This is a genomic window from Micromonospora sp. WMMD1128, from assembly GCF_027497235.1.
GTDB lineage: Bacteria > Actinomycetota > Actinomycetes > Mycobacteriales > Micromonosporaceae > Micromonospora.
This window is the reverse complement of record NZ_CP114902.1, coordinates 5,999,792-6,017,752: the sequence shown is the minus strand read 5'-3', so window position 1 is coordinate 6,017,752 and position 17,961 is coordinate 5,999,792. Positions and strand designations below refer to the sequence as shown.

Here is a 17,961-nt window from a genome sequence, read left to right as displayed (position 1 = left end):
CACTGTGACCACGTCGAACTACGCGACCGAGCGCGAGACCACCGAAGGCAAGGTCTTCACCGTCACCGGTGGCGACTGGGACCAGGTCGTCTCCGGCACCGACCCGATCAACGACGAGCGGATCGTCGTCAACATGGGTCCGCAGCACCCGTCCACGCACGGCGTGCTCCGGCTGATCCTGGAGCTGGAGGGCGAGACGGTCCGCGAGGCCCGTTCGGTCGTCGGCTACCTGCACACCGGCATCGAGAAGAACCTGGAATACCGCAACTGGGTCCAGGGCTCGACGTTCGTGACCCGGATGGACTACCTCTCGCCGATCTTCAACGAGACGGCGTACGCGCTCGCGGTGGAGAAGCTGCTCGGCGTCACCGACGACATCACCGAGCGGGCCACCACCATCCGCGTGCTGATGATGGAGCTCAACCGGATCTCCTCGCACCTGGTCTGGCTGGCCACCACCGGCATGGAGCTGGGCGCGATCAACATGATGTTGTACGGCTTCCGCGAGCGGGAGTACATCCTCGACATCTTCGAGACCATCACCGGCCTGCGGATGAACCACGCGTACGTGCGGCCGGGCGGCGTGGCGCAGGACGTGCCGGACGACGCGATCCGCAAGATCCGCGACTTCCTGGCGCTGATGCCGAAGAAGCTCAAGGAGTACGAGAACCTGCTCTCCGGCCAGCCGATCTGGATCGAGCGCACCCAGAACGTGGCGGTGCTCGACACCACCGCCTGCGTGGCGCTCGGCATCACCGGCCCGGTGCTCCGCTCGGCCGGGCTCGCCTGGGACCTGCGCAAGACCATGCCCTACTGCGGGTACGAGACGTACGAGTTCGACGTGCCGACCCACACCGACGGTGACGTGTGGGGCCGCTACCTGGTCCGGCTGGCCGAGATGCGCGAGTCGTTGAAGCTTGTCGAGCAGGCGCTGGACCGGTTGAAGCCGGGCCCGGTGATGGTCTCCGACAAGAAGATCGCCTGGCCGGCGCAGCTCGCCATCGGCGTCGACGGCATGGGCAACTCGCTGGAGCACGTCGCCAAGATCATGGGTCAGTCGATGGAGTCGCTGATCCACCACTTCAAGCTCGTCACCGAGGGTTTCCGGGTCCCGCCGGGCCAGGTGTACGTCGGCATCGAGTCGCCCCGCGGCGAGCTGGGCGTGCACGCGGTGTCCGACGGCGGCACCCGGCCCTACCGGGTGCACTACCGGGAGCCGAGCTTCGTCAACCTCCAGGCCCTGCCGGCGATGGCCGAAGGCGGCCTGATCGCCGACGTGATCGCCGGTGGCGCCTCGCTGGACCCCGTGATGGGTGGTTGTGACCGATGAGCTTTACCGAAACGACCCGCGCCCGGGCGCGCGAGATCATCGCCCGGTACCCGGCGGACCGGTCCCGCTCGGCACTGCTGCCGCTGCTGCACCTGGTCCAGTCCGAGGAGGGTTACGTCTCCCCGGCCGGCGTCGAGTTCTGTGCCGAGGTGCTCGGGCTGAACAAGGCGCAGGTCGGCGCGGTCGCCACCTTCTACACCATGTACAAGCGCAAGCCCACCGGCGACTACCTGGTCAGCGTCTGCACCAACACCATGTGCGACGTGCTCGGCGGGCAGGTGGTCTACGACACGCTCGCCGAGCACCTGGGCGTCGGGCACGAGGAGACCACGGCCGACGGGAAGATCACCCTGGAGCACGCCGAGTGCCTGGCGGCGTGCGACTACGGCCCGGTGATGACCGTCAACTACGACTTCTTCGACAACGTCGAGCCGCAGGGCGCGCTCGGCGTGGTGCAGGAGTTGCAGGCAGGCGGCCGGCCGATGCCGACCCGGGGCGCCCGGCTCTGCACGCTGAAGGAGATGGCGGTCCAGCTCGCCGGGTTCGCCGACGAGCGGGACGACGCGGTCGCCGACGGCGGGCCGGGCGAGCCGAGCCTGCGCGGCCTGCGCCTGGCCGAGCAGCACGGCATCGCGGTGGCGGGCTACGACCCGAAGACGCCGATCCGCAGCAAGGCCGAGGCCGACCGGGCCGCCGCCGAAGCGAAGGCGAAGGCCGAGGCCGAGAAGCCGGCCCCCGCCCCGGAGAAGGCAGCCGAGCCGGCCAAGGCCGACCCGACCGCCAAGGCCGACACCGCCGGCAACGCGGGTGCGGCCGAGCCGGCGACGCCCGCGGCGGCCAGCGGCAGCACCGCCCCGGACGTGAAGGCGCCGGACGACAAGTCGCCGCAGCTGCGTACCGCCGAGACCCGGCAGCCGGACGCGCGGACCGCGGTGGCGGACGCACCGGGCACCAAGGTCCCGGTGGACGGCCCCGCACCGGCGCCCCGCGACGCGCGGGCGGCGGAGGCGGCCGGCGTGGCGGCCAACCCGCCGGCCGGCGACGGCAAGCCCGCCGGCGACGACGCCGGCGCGCAGGAGCGCAACCTCAAGGACGCCGAGGCCGGTACGGACGCCGACGGCGCCGACCCGGCGGACGCGAACGGAACGGGGGTCCGCAAGTGACCACGCCTCGGCCGGAGACGCTGGCCAAGCTCACGCCGGTGCTCACGAAGCGCTGGCTGTCGCCGGACGCCTGGCGGCTCGGCACCTACGAGAAGCTGGACGGCTACGCCGCCCTGCGCAAGGCGCTCAAGGCGCACCCGGACGACCTGATCCAGCTGATCAAGGACTCGGGGCTACGCGGCCGGGGCGGCGCGGGCTTCCCGACCGGTCTCAAGTGGGGCTTCATCCCGCAGGGCGACGGGAAACCGCACTACCTGGTGGTGAACGCCGACGAGGGTGAGCCGGGCACCTGCAAGGACCTGCCGCTGATGACCCACGACCCGCACTCGCTCGTCGAGGGCGTTATCATCGCCTCGTACGCGATCCGGGCCAACCGGGCGTACATCTACATCCGCGGCGAGGCCGTGCACGCGGCCCGCCGGCTGCGCAGCGCGGTCGCCGAGGCGTACGCCAAGGGTTACCTCGGCCGCAACATCCTCGGCTCGAAGTTCGACCTGGAGCTGGTGGTGCACTCCGGCGCCGGGGCGTACATCTGCGGCGAGGAGACCGCGCTGCTGGACTCGCTTGAGGGCTTCCGGGGGCAGCCCCGGTTGCGCCCGCCGTTCCCGGCGACCCACGGCCTGTACGCCAGCCCGACGGTGGTGAACAACGTCGGCACCATCGCCAGCGTGCCGTACATCGTGCTCGGTGGCGTCGACTGGTGGAAGACCATGGGCACGGAGAAGTCGTCCGGTCCGATGATCTACTCGCTCTCCGGCCGGATCGCCGAGCCGGGGCAGTACGAGGCGTCGATGGGCATCACGCTGCGCGAGCTGATCGAGCTGGCCGGCGGGATGAAGCCCGGGCACGAGCTGAAGTTCTGGACCCCGGGCGGTTCCTCGACGCCGCTGCTCACCGCCGAGCACCTGGACGTGCCGCTGGACTTCGAGGGGGTGGCGGCGGCCGGCTCGATCCTGGGCACCACGGCCACCCAGATCTTCTCCGACCAGGACTGCCCGGTGTACGCGACCTACCGGTGGCTGGAGTTCTATCACCACGAGTCGTGCGGCAAGTGCACCCCGTGCCGGGAGGGCAACTACTGGATGGTCCGGGTCTACCGGCGCATCCTGGCCGGCCAGGGCACCCACGAGGACCTGGACACCCTGCTCGACACCTGCGACAACATCCTCGGCCGCTCGTTCTGCGGCCTGGGTGACGGTGCGACCAGCTCGGTGACCTCGTCGCTGAAGTACTTCAAGCAGGACTACCTCGACTACATCGAGGGACGTACCGCGCCGAAGCTGTCGGACAAGCAGCTGGTGGGAGCCCACTGATGACGGACGTAGCCAAGCAGACCGAGACCGTCACGCTGACCATCGACGGGGTCGAGGTCACCGCGCCCAAGGGAACGCTGCTGATCCGGGTCGCCGAGCAGATGGGCACCGAGATCCCGCGCTTCTGCGACCACCCGCTGCTGGCCCCGGCCGGCGCCTGCCGGCAGTGCCTGGTGGAGGTGGAGGGCCAGCGCAAGCCGGTCGCCTCCTGCACCCAGACCGTCGCCGACGGGATGGTGGTGCGGACCCAGCTCACCTCGCCGGTCGCGAAGAAGGCCCAGGAGGGGGTGATGGAGCTGCTGCTCCTCAACCACCCCCTGGACTGCCCGATGTGCGACAAGGGCGGCGAGTGCCCGCTCCAGAACCAGGCGATGTCCACCGGCCGGACGGACTCGCGGTTCCACGAGCACAAGCGGGAGTACCCGAAGCCGCTGCCGATCAGCACCCAGGTGCTGCTCGACCGCGAGCGGTGCGTGCTCTGCCAGCGGTGCACCCGGTTCTCCGAGGAGATCGCCGGCGACAAGTTCATCGACCTGATGGGACGCTCCTCGCACGAGGAGATCAACATCTACCGGGACGACGCGTACGGGGAGGAGGGCGACGAGGGGGACGTTCCCTTCAACTCGTACTTCTCCGGCAACACCGTGCAGATCTGCCCGGTCGGCGCGCTCACCGGCTCGCAGTACCGGTTCCGGTCCCGCCCGTTCGACCTGGTCTCCTCGCCGAGCGTCTGCGAGCACTGCTCGGCCGGGTGCGCCCAGCGCACCGACTGGCGGCGGGGCAAGGTGCTGCGCCGGCTGGCCGGCGACGACCCGGCGGTGAACGAGGAGTGGAACTGCGACAAGGGCCGCTGGGGCTTCCAGTACGCTCGCGCGTTCGACCGGCTCACCACCCCGCTGGTGCGGGACGAGAAGACCGGTGAGCTGCGCGAGGCGTCCTGGAGCGAGGCGTTCACCCGGGCCGCCGAGGGGCTGCGCGCGGCCCGCGACGGCGCGACCGGCACGGCGGTGCTCACCGGCGGCCGGCTCACCGTCGAGGACGCCTACGCCTACGCCAAGTTCGCCCGGGTCGCGCTGCACACCAACGACATCGACTTCCGGGCCCGCCCGGTCTCCCGCGAGGAGGCCGACTTCCTGGCCAGCAGCGTCGCCGGGGTCACCGACGTGACCTACGCCGACATGGAGGACGCGCCCGCGGTGGTGCTCGTCGGCCTGGAGCCGGAGGAGGAGTGCCCGATCCTCTTCCTGCGGCTGCGCAAGGCGTACCTGAAGAAGAAGCTCACGGTGTACGCGATCGCGCCGTTCGCCACCCGCGGCCTGGAGAAGCTCGGGGCGAAGCTGGCCCGGGTCGTGCCCGGCGAGGAGGCGAGCGTGCTGGCCGAGCACGCCACCGTCGCCGAGGCGCTGGGCCAACCCGGCGCGATCCTGATCGTCGGCGAGCGGCTGGGCGCGGTGCCCGGCGGCCTGTCCGCCGCGGCGGACGTGGCCCGGCGTACCGGCGCCCGGCTGGCCTGGGTGCCGCGGCGCGCGGGTGACCGCGGCGCGGTCGACGCGGGCTGCCTGCCCAACCTGCTGCCCGGCGGCCGGGTGGTCACCGAGCCGGCGGCCCGCGCGGAGCTGGGCGAGGCGTGGGATCTGCCGGCCGGCGTGATCCCGAGCCAGGCCGGCCGCGACACCGACGGCATCCTCGCGGCGGCTGTCGACGGAAAACTCGGCGCCCTGGTGGTGGCCGGGGTGGACCCGGCCGACCTGGCCGACCCGCGCCGGGCCGAGGCGGCCCTGGACGCGGTGCCGTTCCTGGTCAGCCTGGAGCTGCGGATGAGCGCGGTGGCGCGGCGCGCCGACGTGGTCTTCCCGGTCGCCCCGGTGGTCGAGAAGGCCGGCAGCTTCCTCGACTGGGAGGGCCGGCTGCGCACGTTCGAGCGGGTGCTGGAGACCGGCGCGATGACGGACGGCCGGGTGCTCGACGCGATCGCCGCGCAGCTCGACGTGCGGCTCGGCGCCGGTGACGTGACGAGCGTGCGCCGGGAGTTGGGCGCGTTGCCGCGTACCCGGATGGATCGGCCGTCCGCGCCCTCGGTCGAGCCGGCGGCCGTGCCGCAGCCCGGCCCGGGCGAGGCCGTGCTGGCGACCTGGCACCAGCTCGTCGACCTGGGCAGCCTCACCGACGGCGACGAGCACCTCGCCGGCACCGCCCGCCCGCCGGTGGTCCGGCTGGGCAAGGGCACCGCCGAGGCGCTCGGCGTGGCCGACGGCGACCCGGTCACGGTCGGCACCGACCGCGGCGCGGTCACCCTGCCGGCGGCGATCACCGAGATGCCGGACGGCGTCGTCTGGCTGCCGACCAACTCACCCGGCTCGACCGTGCGGCGCAGCCTCGGCGCGACGTCCGGTCATGTCGTGACGGTGACCGCGGCGCCCGTCGCCGCGGACGCCGCCGCGCGGCCGGGTCCGCTCCTCAACGCAGGGGGTGCAACCCAGTGAACGCGGTCTACCTCGCGGCGCAGGACCCGACGCTTGCGGACTTCGGCAAGGACCCGTGGTGGCTGGTCCTCGGGAAGATCGTCTTCGCGTTCGCCTTCGGCCTGCTGGCCACGCTGCTCGGCGTCTGGTTCGAGCGGCGGGTGGTCGGCCGGATGGCGGTCCGGCCCGGCCCGAACCAGGTCGGCCCGTTCGGCCTGCTCCAGACGCTCGCCGACGGCCTGAAGATGGCGTTCAAGGAGGACATCCTCCCGCGCGCCGCCGACAAGGTGGTCTTCTTCTTCGCGCCGACCATCTCGGTGATCTCCGCGGTCACCGCGCTGTCGGTGATCCCGTTCGGCCCGAGCGTGAGCATCTTCGGCCACTGGACGCCGCTCCAGGTCACCGACGTGCCGGTGGCGGTGCTGGTGATCCTGGCCTGCTCCTCGATGGGCGTCTACGGCGTCGTGCTCGGCGGCTGGGCATCCGGCTCGACGTACCCGCTGCTCGGCGGCCTCCGCTCCACCGCCCAGATGATCTCCTACGAGGTCGCCATGGGGCTCAGCATCGTGGCCGTGTTCATGACCGCCGGCACGATGTCGACGAGCGGGATCGTCGCCGCGCAGGGTGACGGCACCCGGCTGAGCCTCGGCGGGTTCGAGCTGCCCACCCCGGGCTGGTACGCGATCCTGCTGCTGCCCAGCTTCATCATCTTCTTCATCTCCATGGTCGGCGAGACCAACCGGGCGCCGTTCGACCTGCCGGAGGCGGAGTCGGAGCTGGTCGCCGGCTTCATGACCGAATACAGCTCGCTGAAGTTCGCGCTCTTCATGCTCTCCGAGTACGTGGCCATGGTGAGCATGTCCGCGGTCACCACCACGCTGTTCCTCGGCGGCTGGCGGGCCCCCTGGCCGATCACGCTGTGGGCGGGCGCCAACGACGGTTGGTGGCCGATGCTGTGGTTCTTCGGCAAGGTGATCCTGCTGGTCTTCGTGTTCGTCTGGCTGCGCGGCACGCTGCCCCGGCTCCGGTACGACCAGTTCATGCGCTTCGGCTGGAAGGTGCTGCTGCCGATCAACCTGGTCTGGATCCTGGTGCTCGCCGGGCTCCGCTCGATCGAGGACTGGCAGACGAAGGACCGGCTGCTCGTCACCGCCATCGGCGCGGGCGTGCTGCTGCTGGCCACGCTCTTCTGGCCGAGCCGGAAGAAGCAGCCGAAGCCGTCGCCGCAGGAACAGGCGGACAACCGGCCGTACGGCAGCTTCCCGCTGCCACCGATGGATCTTCAGGTTCCGCCGAGCCCGCGCACCAGGCGTGTGGTCGCCGAGCGGGAGCCGGCGAACGTCGTCGCCGGCTCCGAGTCCAGGGAGGTGTGACGTGGGCGCGATCACCGGAACGTTCAAGGGCTTCGGGGTCACCTTCTCGCACATGTTCAAGAAGGTCGTCACCACCGACTACCCGTTCAAGCCGCCGGTCTCGGCGCCGCGCTACCACGGGCGGCACATCCTCAACCGGCACCCGGACGGGCTGGAGAAGTGCATCGGCTGCGAGCTGTGCGCCTGGGCCTGCCCGGCCGACGCGATCTACGTGGAGGGCGGCGACAACACCGAGGAGGAGCGCTTCTCCCCGGGTGAGCGGTACGCCAGCACCTACCAGATCAACTACGCCCGGTGCATCTTCTGCGGGCTCTGCATCGAGGCCTGCCCGACCCGTTCGCTGACCATGAGCAACGAGTACGAGCTGGCCCGGGACAACCGGCAGGACCTGATCTTCACGAAGGAGCAGCTGCTCGCGCCGCTGCTCGAAGGCATGGAGCAGCCGCCGCACCCGATGCGGCTGGGCGACAGCGAGAAGGACTACTACGTCGGCGCGCTCACCAACCCGGGCACCTCGGCCGGCGCCGAGCACTCGCCGATGGGCCCGGGCCGGTACCAGGTGGAGGAGCACCCCGGCGTGACCTTCCCCGGCGCCGAGCAGGCCGCGCAGCGGTCCGAGGCGGGCAAGGGAGCAGGGGCATGACCAGTTCTACGGTGCTCGCCGCGGCGGGCCAGGTGTCCGGGGGTGAGGAGGTCACCTTCTGGATCCTCGCCCCGCTGGCCCTGATCGGGGCGCTCGGCATGGTGTGGGCCCGCAACGCGGTGCACTCCGCGCTCTGGCTGGTGCTGACCATGCTCTGCCTGGGCGTGTTCTACGTGCTCCAGGCCGGGCCGTTCATCGGCATGGTGCAGATCATCGTCTACACCGGCGCGATCATGATGCTCTTCCTGTTCGTGCTGATGCTCGTCGGCCGGGACGCGTCCGACTCGCTGATCGAGACGCTGCGCGGCCAGCGGGTCGCCGCGGTGGTGCTCGGCCTCGGCTTCGCCGGTCTGGTCGGCACCGGGCTCTACCGCGCGCTCGACGGCGTGCGGGCGGCCGGGCTCGACCAGGCCAACGCCGAGGGCAACGTGCAGGGCATCGCCCGGCTGCTCTTCACCAAGTACGTCTTCGCCTTCGAGCTGACCTCGGCGCTGCTGATCACGGCCGCGGTCGGCGCGATGGTGCTGGCGCACGTCGAGCGGCGCAGGGAGGACCGGATGGACCAGGTCGCCACCATGAAGGCGCGGTTCCGTCCGGGCAACTACCCCGGCCCGAAGCCGGGCCCGGGCGTCTTCGCCACCTCCTCCTCGGTGGCCACGCCGGCCCGCCTGCCGGACGGCCGGCTGACCGACCGTGGCATCTCGGAGATCATGCCGGTGCGCGAGATGACGGCCGAGGAGACCACGCTGAAGGGTACGGATCGGTGAGCGCGAGGAGTGCAGCGAAGCGGAGCCCCGCAGTCGCGAACGAAAGGACAGCACGGTGACGCCGGACTACTACCTGATCCTCGCGGCGGTGCTGTTCACCATCGGCGCCGTCGGCGTGCTGGTCCGGCGCAACGCGATCGTGCTGTTCATGTGCGTCGAGCTGATGCTCAACGCGGCCAACCTGACCCTGGTCACGTTCAGCCGGATCAACGGTGACCTGAACGGCCAGATCATGGCGTTCTTCGTGATGGTGGTGGCGGCGGCCGAGGTCGTGGTCGGGCTGGCGATCATCATGGCGATCTTCCGGACCCGGCGCTCGGCCAGCGTCGACGACGCCAACCTGCTGAAGTACTGAGGGGTCTGCGGTGGAACAGACTGTGGAATTCGCTACTGCGGATGGCCTGCTGGGCAGCGTCTGGCTGCTGGTGGCGATCCCGCTGGTCAGCGCGGCGGTCCTGCTGCTGCTCGGCAGGCGGGCGGACCGTTGGGGTCACTGGCTGGGCGTGGCCGCCATCGGTGCCGCGTTCGTGCTCGGGCTGACCTACTTCTTCCAGCTGCGCGGCCTGGAGAACAAGCAGGTCCAGTCCAGCCTCTGGCAGTTCATCACCGTCGGCGACCTGAAGGTGGACTTCGGTCTGCTCTTCGACCCGCTGGCCGCGGTGTTCGTCCTGCTGATCACCGGGGTGGGTTTCCTGATCCACCTCTACGCCGTGGAGTACATGGCGCACGACGAGGGCCGGCGGCGGTTCTTCGGCTACTTCAACCTGTTCGTCGCCGCGATGCTGCTGCTGGTGCTCGGCAACAACTACGTGATGCTCTACTTCGGCTGGGAGGGCGTCGGCCTGGCGTCGTACCTGCTGATCTCCTTCTGGTACGGGCGGCCGAGCGCGGCCACCGCCGGCAAGAAGGCGTTCCTGATGAACCGGGTCGGCGACGCCGGCCTGGCCATCGGCATCTTCGTCCTCTTCGCCCAGCTCGGTACCACCCAGTACGACGAGGTGTTCAACGGGGTCGGCTCGCTGACCTCCACCACGGTGCTGGTGCTCGGCCTGCTGCTGCTCCTGGGCGCCGCCGGCAAGTCCGGCCAGTTCCCGCTCCAGGCGTGGCTGCCGGACGCGATGGAGGGCCCGACCCCGGTCTCCGCGCTCATCCACGCGGCCACCATGGTCACCGCCGGCGTCTACCTGATCGCCCGCTCCAACCCGATCTTCTCGGCCAACGAGACGCTCCAGCTCGTGGTGGTCAGCGTCGGCGCGCTCACCCTGCTGATGGGTTGCGTCATCGGCGCCGCCAAGGACGACATCAAGCGGGTGCTGGCCTGGTCCACGGTCAGCCAGATCGGCTACATGTTCCTCGGCGTCGGGCTCGGCGGGGCGGCGTACGCGCTCGCCATCGTGCACCTGCTGGCGCACGGCTTCTTCAAGGCAAACATGTTCCTCGGCGCCGGGTCGGTCATGCACGGCATGAACGACCAGGTGGACATCCGCCGCTTCGGCAACCTGTCGAAGTACATGAAGGTCACCTGGCTGACGTTCATGATGGGCTGGCTGGCCATCATCGGCATGTTCCCCTTCTCCGGCTTCTTCTCCAAGGAGCCGATCATCGTGGCCGCCTTCGAGCGGGAGGGCTGGACGGCCTGGCTGTTCGGCATGGCGGCGCTGATCGGCGCCGGGCTCACCGCGTTCTACATGACCCGGCTCTTCGTGCTCACCTTCCACGGGCCGGCCCGCTGGACCGAGGACATCGAGCACCCGCACGAGTCGCCGAAGCTGATGACGGTCCCGCTGATCCTGCTGGCGATCGGCTCGGTCGGGGCGGGCTTCCTGCTCTCCACGTCCGTGCCGGACTGGCTGGAGGCGACCGCCGGTCTGGGCGGCCAGGAGGAGGGCCACGAGGCGGTCCTCGCGCACTGGTTGATCACCACGCTCTCGCTCCTGGTGACGGTGCTCGGCGCCGGGCTGGCCTGGTTCCTGTTCCGGAACGGCACGGCCACCGAGCCGCAGCCGGCCGGCGTGGCGGTCACCGCCGCGCGCCGGAACCTCTACACGGACGCCTTCAACGAGGCGGTCTTCGAGAAGCCGGGCATCTTCCTCACCCGGGCGCTCGTGTTCCTCGACAACCGGGGCGTCGACGGGCTGGTCAACGGCCTCGCCGCCGCGGTGGGCGGGGGCTCGGGCCGGCTCCGGCGGCTCCAGACCGGCTTCGTGCGGTCGTACGCGACCTCGATCCTGACCGGCGCGCTGCTCGTGGTGGCGGCCTTCCTGGCGGTGCAGGCGGGGTGGCTGGCGTGATCGACCTCAACGCGGCCGCCCCCGCCGGCGGGCCACGCAGTCACGACGGAGGTAAGGCCGAATAATGTCCAACTTCCCGTTCCTCTCGGTGCTGACCGTGGCGCCGCTGGTCGGCGCCCTGGTGGTGGTACTGCTGCCACGTAAGCGGCCGGACCTGGCCAAGCTGGTGGCGTTCGGCTGGTCGCTGCTGGTGCTTGTGCTCTCGGTGGTGATGTGGTTCGCCTTCTCCGCCGGCGGTGACCGGTTCCAGTTCCGCGAGTCGTACGCGTGGATCCCGAACTGGGGCGTGCGGTTCACCTTCGAGGTCGACGGCATCGCGCTCGTCATGCTGATGCTGATCGCGATCCTGGTGCCGCTGGTGATCCTGGCGTCGTGGCACGACGCCGAGTCGTCGAAGCGTTCGGTGCCGGTCTACTTCGCGCTGCTGCTCGTCCTCGAGTGCACGATGATCGGCGTCTTCGCCGCGTCCGACGTCTTCCTGTTCTACGTGTTCTTCGAGGTCATGCTGGTCCCGATGTACTTCCTGATCGGCAGCTACGGCGGCCACCAGCGGCAGTACGCGGCGGTGAAGTTCTTCCTCTACTCGCTCGTCGGCGGTCTGTTCATGCTCGCCGCGGTGATCGGGCTCTGGGTGGTCGGCGGGAAGACCTTCGACTGGCAGGCGCTGAGCCAGGCGGAGTTCGCCACGAACACGGCCCGCTGGCTGTTCCTCGGCTTCTTCCTCGCCTTCGCGATCAAGGCGCCGTTCTTCCCGTTCCACACCTGGCTGCCGGACGCCGGTGGCGCCGCTCCGGCCGGCGCGGCAGCGCTGCTCGTCGGCGTGCTGGACAAGGTCGGCACGTTCGGGATCCTGCGCTACTGCCTGCCGCTGTTCCCGGAGGCGTCGCGCTGGTTCGCGCCGTGGGCGCTGGCGCTCGGCGTGATCGGCATCATCTACGCCGCGTTGCTGGCGGTCGGGCAGAAGGACCTGAAGCGGCTGGTGTCGTACACCTCGATCGCGCACTTCGGCTTCATCGGCGTGGGCATCTTCGCCTTCACCACGCAGGCCGGCACCGGCGCGGTGCTCTACATGCTCAACCACGGGCTCGCCACCGGCCTGCTCTTCCTGGTGGTCGGCATGCTCATCGCCCGGCGCGGCTCGTCGCTGATCAGCGACTTCGGCGGGGCGGGCAAGCTGGTGCCGGTGCTGGCCGGCGTGCTCTTCTTCGCCGGTCTCGCCTCGCTGGCGCTGCCCGGCACCGCGCCGTTCGTGTCCGAGTTCCTGGTGCTGATCGGCACGTTCACCGTCAACAAGCCGGTCGCGGTGATCGCCACCGTCGGCATCATCCTGGCGGCGGCGTACGTGCTGTGGATGGTGCAGCGCACCACCCAGGGCACGCTGAACCCGGCGCTGGCCGAGTCCGAGGGCATGCGTCGGGACCTCAGCCTGCGCGAGAAGGTGGTGGTGGCGCCGTTGATCGCGCTGATCGTGCTGCTCGGCTTCTATCCCAAGCCGGTCACCGATGTCATCAACCCCGCCGTCCAGGCGACCATGCAGGACGTCGGCAAATCCGATCCCGCCCCTGAGGTCGGCAGCGTCCAGGAGGCAGCCCGGTGAGCGCGAGGAGTGAACGAGCGGAGCGAGTGAGCCCCGCAGTCGCGAACGAAAGGCGGCACTGCCAATGACCGAGCTCAAGCTGCCGTCGATCGACTACGCGGCGCTCGCTCCCATTCTGATCATGTTGGGCGTCGCCCTGCTGGGCGTCCTGGTCGAGGCGTTCGTGCCGCGTCGCCTGCGCAACGCGGTGCAGCTCGCGCTCGCCCTGGTGGCGGTGCTCGGCGCGATCACCATGGTGATCCTGAACGCCGACGACCGGCTGATCACCGCCGGCGGGGCGCTCGCGGTGGACGGGCCGACGCTCTTCCTCCAGGGCGCCATCCTGGTCCTGGCCGCGATGGCGCTGCTGCTCGTCGGTGAGCGCACGGTGGAGCGGGGCGGCGCGTTCGTGGCGCACGCCGCGGTCACCGCCGAGTCGCCGGAGGACCGGAAGCAGGCCGAGGGGCTCGGTGGGACCACCGAGGTCTACCCGCTGATGACGTTCGCGATCGGCGGCATGCTGATCTTCGTGGCGGCGAACGACCTGCTGACCATGTTCATCTCGCTCGAGGTCTTCTCCCTGCCGCTCTACCTGCTCTGCGCGCTGGCCCGTCGCCGGCGGCTGCTGAGCCAGGAGGCGGCGATGAAGTACTTCCTGCTCGGCGCGTACGCCTCGGCGTTCTTCCTGTTCGGCGTCGCCCTGATCTACGGCTTCACGGCCGGGATCCCGGGTCGTGGCGCGGGCGTCGACTTCGCCACCGTGCACGCCGCGGTCGGTGAGTCCGCGTCCAGCCAGGTGCTGCTCTTCGCCGGCATGGCGCTGCTCGCCATCGGCCTGCTGTTCAAGGCCGCCGCCGCGCCGTTCCACGTGTGGACGCCGGACGTCTACCAGGGCGCGCCGACGCCGGTGACCGGCTTCATGGCCGCCTGCACCAAGGTCGCCGCGTTCGGCGCGCTGCTGCGCGTGTTCCACGTCGCGTTCGCCGGGGCCTCCTGGGACTTCACCCCGGTGATCGGCGTGGTGGCGGTGCTGACCATGCTGGTCGGCGCCGTGCTGGCGGTGACCCAGACGGACATCAAGCGGCTGCTTGCCTACTCGTCGATCGCGAACGCCGGCTACCTGCTGGTGGGCGTGCTGGCCCCGAGCAAGGAGGGGCTCTCCGGCACGATGTTCTACCTGGCCGCGTACGGCTTCTCGGTGCTCGCCGCGTTCGCCGTGGTGACGCTGGTGCGGGACGCCGACGGCGAGGCCACCCACCTGTCCCGCTGGGCCGGGCTGGGCCGACGCTCGCCGTTCTTCGCGGCGATCTTCACGTTCATCCTGCTGGCCTTCGCCGGTATCCCGCTCACCAGCGGGTTCACCAGCAAGTTCGCGGTCTTCGCTCCGGCGCTGGAGGCGAACCAGGCCTGGCTGGTGATCGCGGGCGTGCTCACCAGCATGGTGCTGGCCTTCCCGTACCTGCGGGTCGTGGTGATGATGTGGCTCTCCGAGCCGGGTGAGGCGACCCCGACGGTGACCGTGCCGGGCGCGCTCACCTCGGCGGCGCTCGTCATCGGCGTGCTCGCCACGCTTGTTCTCGGCGTGGTCCCCGGCCCGTTGCTCGACCTCACCACGGGCGCGGCCGAATTCGTCAGATGACAGAGGCGGTTCCACCCGGGGGCCGGCACGCCGTGGCGTGCCGGCCCCCGGTCCGTATCCCCCTCACCGGGCCTGTCGAACGGGTGTGGCATGGTTGAAGACGTGGTGAACCCGGCTGGCGAGCATTCAGGTCAGTTCGGCGCGCTCGGCCTGCACCTCGCCGACCCGCGCGTCGAAGCCTCCGTGCTGGGCGTGCTCGACCGGGTCGAGACGGAGCTGCGGGCGAGCGTGGCGAGCGCGGACCCGTTGGTGACCGACGCGGCCCGGCACCTGCTGGAGGCCGGCGGCAAGCGGTTCCGCCCGCTGCTGGTGGCGTTGTGCGCCCAGTTCGGTGACCCGGACACCGCTCAGGTCGTGCCGGCGGCCGTGGTGATGGAGCTCACCCACCTGGCGACGCTCTACCACGACGACGTGATGGACGAGGCGGCCGTGCGGCGGGGCGCACCGAGCGCCAACTCCCGCTGGACCAACTCGGTGGCGATCCTGGTCGGTGACTATCTCTTCGCCCGGGCCGCGGACGTCGCGGCCGACCTGGGCCCGGAGGCGGTACGACTTCAGGCGCGCACCTTCGCCCGCCTGGTGCACGGCCAGATCGCCGAGACGGTCGGCCCGCGGGACACCGATCCGGTCGCCCACTATCTGCACGTGATCGCCGAGAAGACCGGCTCGCTGATCGCCACCTCGGCCCGCTTCGGCGGCATGTTCGGCGGTGCGCCCGCCGCGCAGGTCGAGGCCCTGGCCGGTTATGGCGAGATCATCGGCGTCGCCTTCCAGCTCTCCGACGACCTGCTGGACATCGCCAGCGAGTCGATGCAGTCCGGCAAGACACCCGGCACGGACCTGCGGGAGGGCGTGCCCACCCTGCCGGTGCTCTACGCGCTGGCGAGCGACGACCTGGACGCCGCGAGCGTACGCCTGCGGGAGATCCTGGCCACCGGCCCGCTCGTCGACGACGCGCTGCACGCCGAGGCGCTCACCCTGCTCCGCGAGTCCCCGGCGCTGAAGCGGGCCCGGGAGACGGTCCGCAGCTACGCCGAGGACGCCCGCGCCCGTCTGGCCCCGCTCCCGGACACTCCCGCGCGCCGCGCCCTGGAGTCCCTCTGCGACTACATAGCCGACCGCACAAGCTGACCCCCACCCCACCCCCCCCACCCCCGGGCTCCGGCCCCGGTGATCATGAAGTTGGCGCTCTCGGGATCGGCGTGTCGCGCCGCTAACCTCATGATCGACGCGGGGTCGGGCCGGGCGAGGTCGGGCCGGGCGGGGTGGGTGAGAGGGTGCGGCGGGTGGTCAGGAGCATGAGCAGGGCGGCCAGGAGCATGGCTATCGCCGCCGTGAGCCACATCGTCGGGTAGCCGGCCGTGCCGGCAAGCGCGCCCAGGCCGAGCGGGCCGACGCAGCCGCCCGCGTACACGCCGGTCTGGGTGATCGAGGTGGCGGCGGCCGGGGCCTGTGGGTGGAGCCGGACCACGGCGAAGTTCAACAGCCCGGGCCACGACCAGCCCAGACCGAAGCCGAGCACCACGCCCACGACCAGCGGCGCGGTGCCGGCCACCGCGAGCAGGACCAGCCCCACCGAACCTGCCACCAGCAGCCCGGCGACCACCACGACGTGCCCGCCGGTCCGCCGGTCGGCGAGCCAGCCGACGCCCACCCGCGCCGCCACGCAGACCGCGCTGCCGAGCGTCAGGGTCAGGCCGGCGAGCCCGGGGGAGAGCCCGCGGGCGGCCGACGAGTCGACCAGGAACGTGCCGAGCGCGTTCGCCGCGCCGGCCGCGAGCGTCGCGGCCAGCCCGACCACCACGAGCGCGGCCGTGCCGCCGCCCCGTCCGGCGGAGGCGGTGCGGGTGCGGCGGTCCCGGCCGGATCGAGGTACGGCCGGGAGCGCGGCCAACGCGGCTGCGGCGGCGGCCACGAACGCCCAGCGCCAGCCGGCGGTCAGGGCGACGGTGGGCACCGCCGCGCCGGCCAGCAGCGTGGAGACCGGGATGGCGGCCTGCTTCACGCCGAAGGAGAGCCCCTGCCGGTGGGCGGGCACGTGCTCGGCCAGCACGGCGTTGCTGGCGAGTTGGCCGAGGGCGTTGGCTGCGGCGCTGAGCGCCAGCAGCGCCACCAGCACCGGGTACGACCGGGCGAGGCCCGCCACGGCCAGCAGCGAGCCGGCGGAGAGCCCGATGGCGGCGCGGGCGATCGGGGTCGGTCCGTACCGCTCGACCAGGGCGCCGGAGGGCACCGAGGCGAGCGCGCTGATGCCGAAGTAGACCGAGACGGCCAGGCCCAGCCCGGTCGGGCTGAAGCCGAGTTCGTCGCCGAGCTGCACGGCCAGGCCGCCGACCAGGAAGACCGGCAGGACGCAGGCGATCGTGGTGGCGGTGGCGCCGGCGCCGACCCGGACCGCGCGCCTCGGCACCGTAGGGCCGGATCGTGAAATTGTTTCGGTCATCGTCGGCAAACCTACGCCGGCTGAGTTTTCGCTGCTGATCGTGTCTGTCGGAGCACGTTCTGTGTCCGCCGATCTGGCATCCTCCACCCGAACAGGCATTTCGCACTCGGCCTCTTTTTCATATGGTGTATGTCCCCGGCGGCGGAGGTGGTTGTGCGCGACCCCTTGGCGGAACCTTCGGATCTGATCCGGAGCGTCTCTCGGGCGCTTCGAGTGCTCGAGTCGGTCGGCCGTGCGCCGAGGGGCCTGACCGTGAAGCAGATCGCCCGACGCTGCGAGCTGACCGTCGCCACCACCTACCACCTGGTGCGGACGCTGGCGTACGAGGGCTACGTGATCCGACGCGAGGACGGCACCTACATCGTCGGGCTGGAGATCGCCGACCGCTACCGCGAGCTGGTCACCGCGTTCCGGGGTCCGCCCGCCGTCGGTGAGGCGCTGCGCCGGGCCGCGGCGGACACCGGCTGGAGCCACTACCTCGGTCGCTTCGTGGGCGGGCAGGTGGCGGTGACCGCCTGCGCCGAGGGGCCGCGCTCGCCCTACCTGGAGGAGATGGTGCCGGGCTTCGACGAGGGCGCGCACGCCACCGCGCTCGGCAAGAGCCTGCTCGCCACGCTCACCGCCGAGCAACGCTTCCGCTACCTGCGCGAGTACGGGATGCGCCCGTTCACCACCGCCACCCTCACCTCGGTCGAGGCGTTCGAGGCCGACCTGGCCGCCGGTGACCGGCGCGGCATGCAGTTGGAGCTGGGCCAGTTCCGGCAGGGCGTGGCGTGCGCAGCGGTCCTCGTCGCCCCGGACAAGGACATCGAGCGCCGGGTGGTGCTTGCCTGCGCGCTGCCGGCCAGCGAGATGATGACCTCGGCCCGGGTGGTCCGGGCGAAGCTGCTCACCGCCGCCCGGGCGATCGCCGACGGGATCGCCACCGAACACTAGAACGGCCGCGGCGCGCGGGCTCGGC

General features: G+C 71.2%; 14 protein-coding genes. 13 read left to right on the top strand and 1 reads right to left on the bottom strand.

Annotation, left to right across the window (positions count from 1 at the left end; translation table 11 throughout):
* Nucleotides 1-4 precede the first annotated feature (4 nt).
* From O7602_RS27150 to O7602_RS27095, 12 genes are all read left to right on the top strand, one after another.
* A complete protein-coding gene (locus tag O7602_RS27150) occupies nt 5-1,330 on the top strand; it encodes an NADH-quinone oxidoreductase subunit D (RefSeq protein ID WP_281585437.1) in 1,326 nt (441 codons plus the stop codon).
* Nucleotides 1,327-2,493 (top strand): NADH-quinone oxidoreductase subunit NuoE, encoded by a 1,167-nt coding sequence (nuoE, locus tag O7602_RS27145; RefSeq protein ID WP_281585436.1) that lies wholly within the window; start codon nt 1,327-1,329, stop codon nt 2,491-2,493. Before O7602_RS27150 ends, nuoE begins: the two co-directional genes overlap by 4 nt.
* The gene (nuoF, locus tag O7602_RS27140) at nt 2,490-3,806 is read left to right on the top strand and encodes an NADH-quinone oxidoreductase subunit NuoF (protein ID WP_281585435.1); all 1,317 of its coding nucleotides are present in this window, start codon (nt 2,490-2,492) and stop codon (nt 3,804-3,806) included. Before nuoE ends, nuoF begins: the two co-directional genes overlap by 4 nt.
* Entirely contained in the window at nt 3,806-6,289 is a 2,484-nt protein-coding gene (locus tag O7602_RS27135; protein ID WP_281585434.1) for an NADH-quinone oxidoreductase subunit G, read from the top strand. Before nuoF ends, O7602_RS27135 begins: the two co-directional genes overlap by 1 nt.
* A complete protein-coding gene (nuoH, locus tag O7602_RS27130; protein WP_281585433.1) occupies nt 6,286-7,641 on the top strand; it encodes an NADH-quinone oxidoreductase subunit NuoH in 1,356 nt (451 codons plus the stop codon). Before O7602_RS27135 ends, nuoH begins: the two co-directional genes overlap by 4 nt.
* 1 nt (nt 7,642) lies before the next feature.
* Nucleotides 7,643-8,284 (top strand): NADH-quinone oxidoreductase subunit NuoI, encoded by a 642-nt coding sequence (gene nuoI, locus O7602_RS27125; RefSeq protein ID WP_281585432.1) that lies wholly within the window; start codon nt 7,643-7,645, stop codon nt 8,282-8,284.
* Nucleotides 8,281-9,051 carry an NADH-quinone oxidoreductase subunit J gene (locus O7602_RS27120; RefSeq protein WP_281585431.1) on the top strand — a complete coding sequence of 257 codons (771 nt, stop codon included), beginning with the start codon at nt 8,281-8,283 and terminating at the stop codon, nt 9,049-9,051. Before nuoI ends, O7602_RS27120 begins: the two co-directional genes overlap by 4 nt.
* Before the next feature lie 55 nt (nt 9,052-9,106).
* The gene (nuoK, locus tag O7602_RS27115) at nt 9,107-9,406 is read left to right on the top strand and encodes an NADH-quinone oxidoreductase subunit NuoK (protein WP_089154544.1); all 300 of its coding nucleotides are present in this window, start codon (nt 9,107-9,109) and stop codon (nt 9,404-9,406) included.
* A 10-nt stretch (nt 9,407-9,416) separates the two neighbouring features.
* Nucleotides 9,417-11,342 carry an NADH-quinone oxidoreductase subunit L gene (gene nuoL, locus O7602_RS27110; protein WP_281585430.1) on the top strand — a complete coding sequence of 642 codons (1,926 nt, stop codon included), beginning with the start codon at nt 9,417-9,419 and terminating at the stop codon, nt 11,340-11,342.
* Nucleotides 11,343-11,406: 64 nt separating this feature from the next.
* Complete coding sequence (locus tag O7602_RS27105; RefSeq protein ID WP_281585429.1) at nt 11,407-12,939, top strand: NADH-quinone oxidoreductase subunit M; 1,533 nt, start codon at nt 11,407-11,409, stop codon at nt 12,937-12,939.
* Nucleotides 12,940-13,003: 64 nt separating this feature from the next.
* Nucleotides 13,004-14,557, top strand: coding sequence for an NADH-quinone oxidoreductase subunit NuoN (nuoN, locus tag O7602_RS27100; RefSeq protein ID WP_281585428.1), 1,554 nt, complete (start codon nt 13,004-13,006; stop codon nt 14,555-14,557).
* A 90-nt stretch (nt 14,558-14,647) separates the two neighbouring features.
* Nucleotides 14,648-15,688: a polyprenyl synthetase family protein gene (locus tag O7602_RS27095; protein WP_281585427.1), complete on the top strand. Its 1,041-nt coding sequence runs from the start codon at nt 14,648-14,650 to the stop codon at nt 15,686-15,688.
* A gap of 88 nt (nt 15,689-15,776) precedes the next feature.
* On the opposite strand, the gene O7602_RS27090 is transcribed toward O7602_RS27095, so the two are convergent.
* Nucleotides 15,777-17,000 (bottom strand): MFS transporter, encoded by a 1,224-nt coding sequence (locus tag O7602_RS27090; RefSeq protein ID WP_281585426.1) that lies wholly within the window; start codon nt 16,998-17,000, stop codon nt 15,777-15,779.
* A 153-nt stretch (nt 17,001-17,153) separates the two neighbouring features.
* Between O7602_RS27090 and O7602_RS27085 the strand changes: the two genes are divergently transcribed.
* Complete coding sequence (locus O7602_RS27085) at nt 17,154-17,936, top strand: IclR family transcriptional regulator C-terminal domain-containing protein (protein WP_281585425.1); 783 nt, start codon at nt 17,154-17,156, stop codon at nt 17,934-17,936.
* Nucleotides 17,937-17,961: the final 25 nt, after the last annotated feature.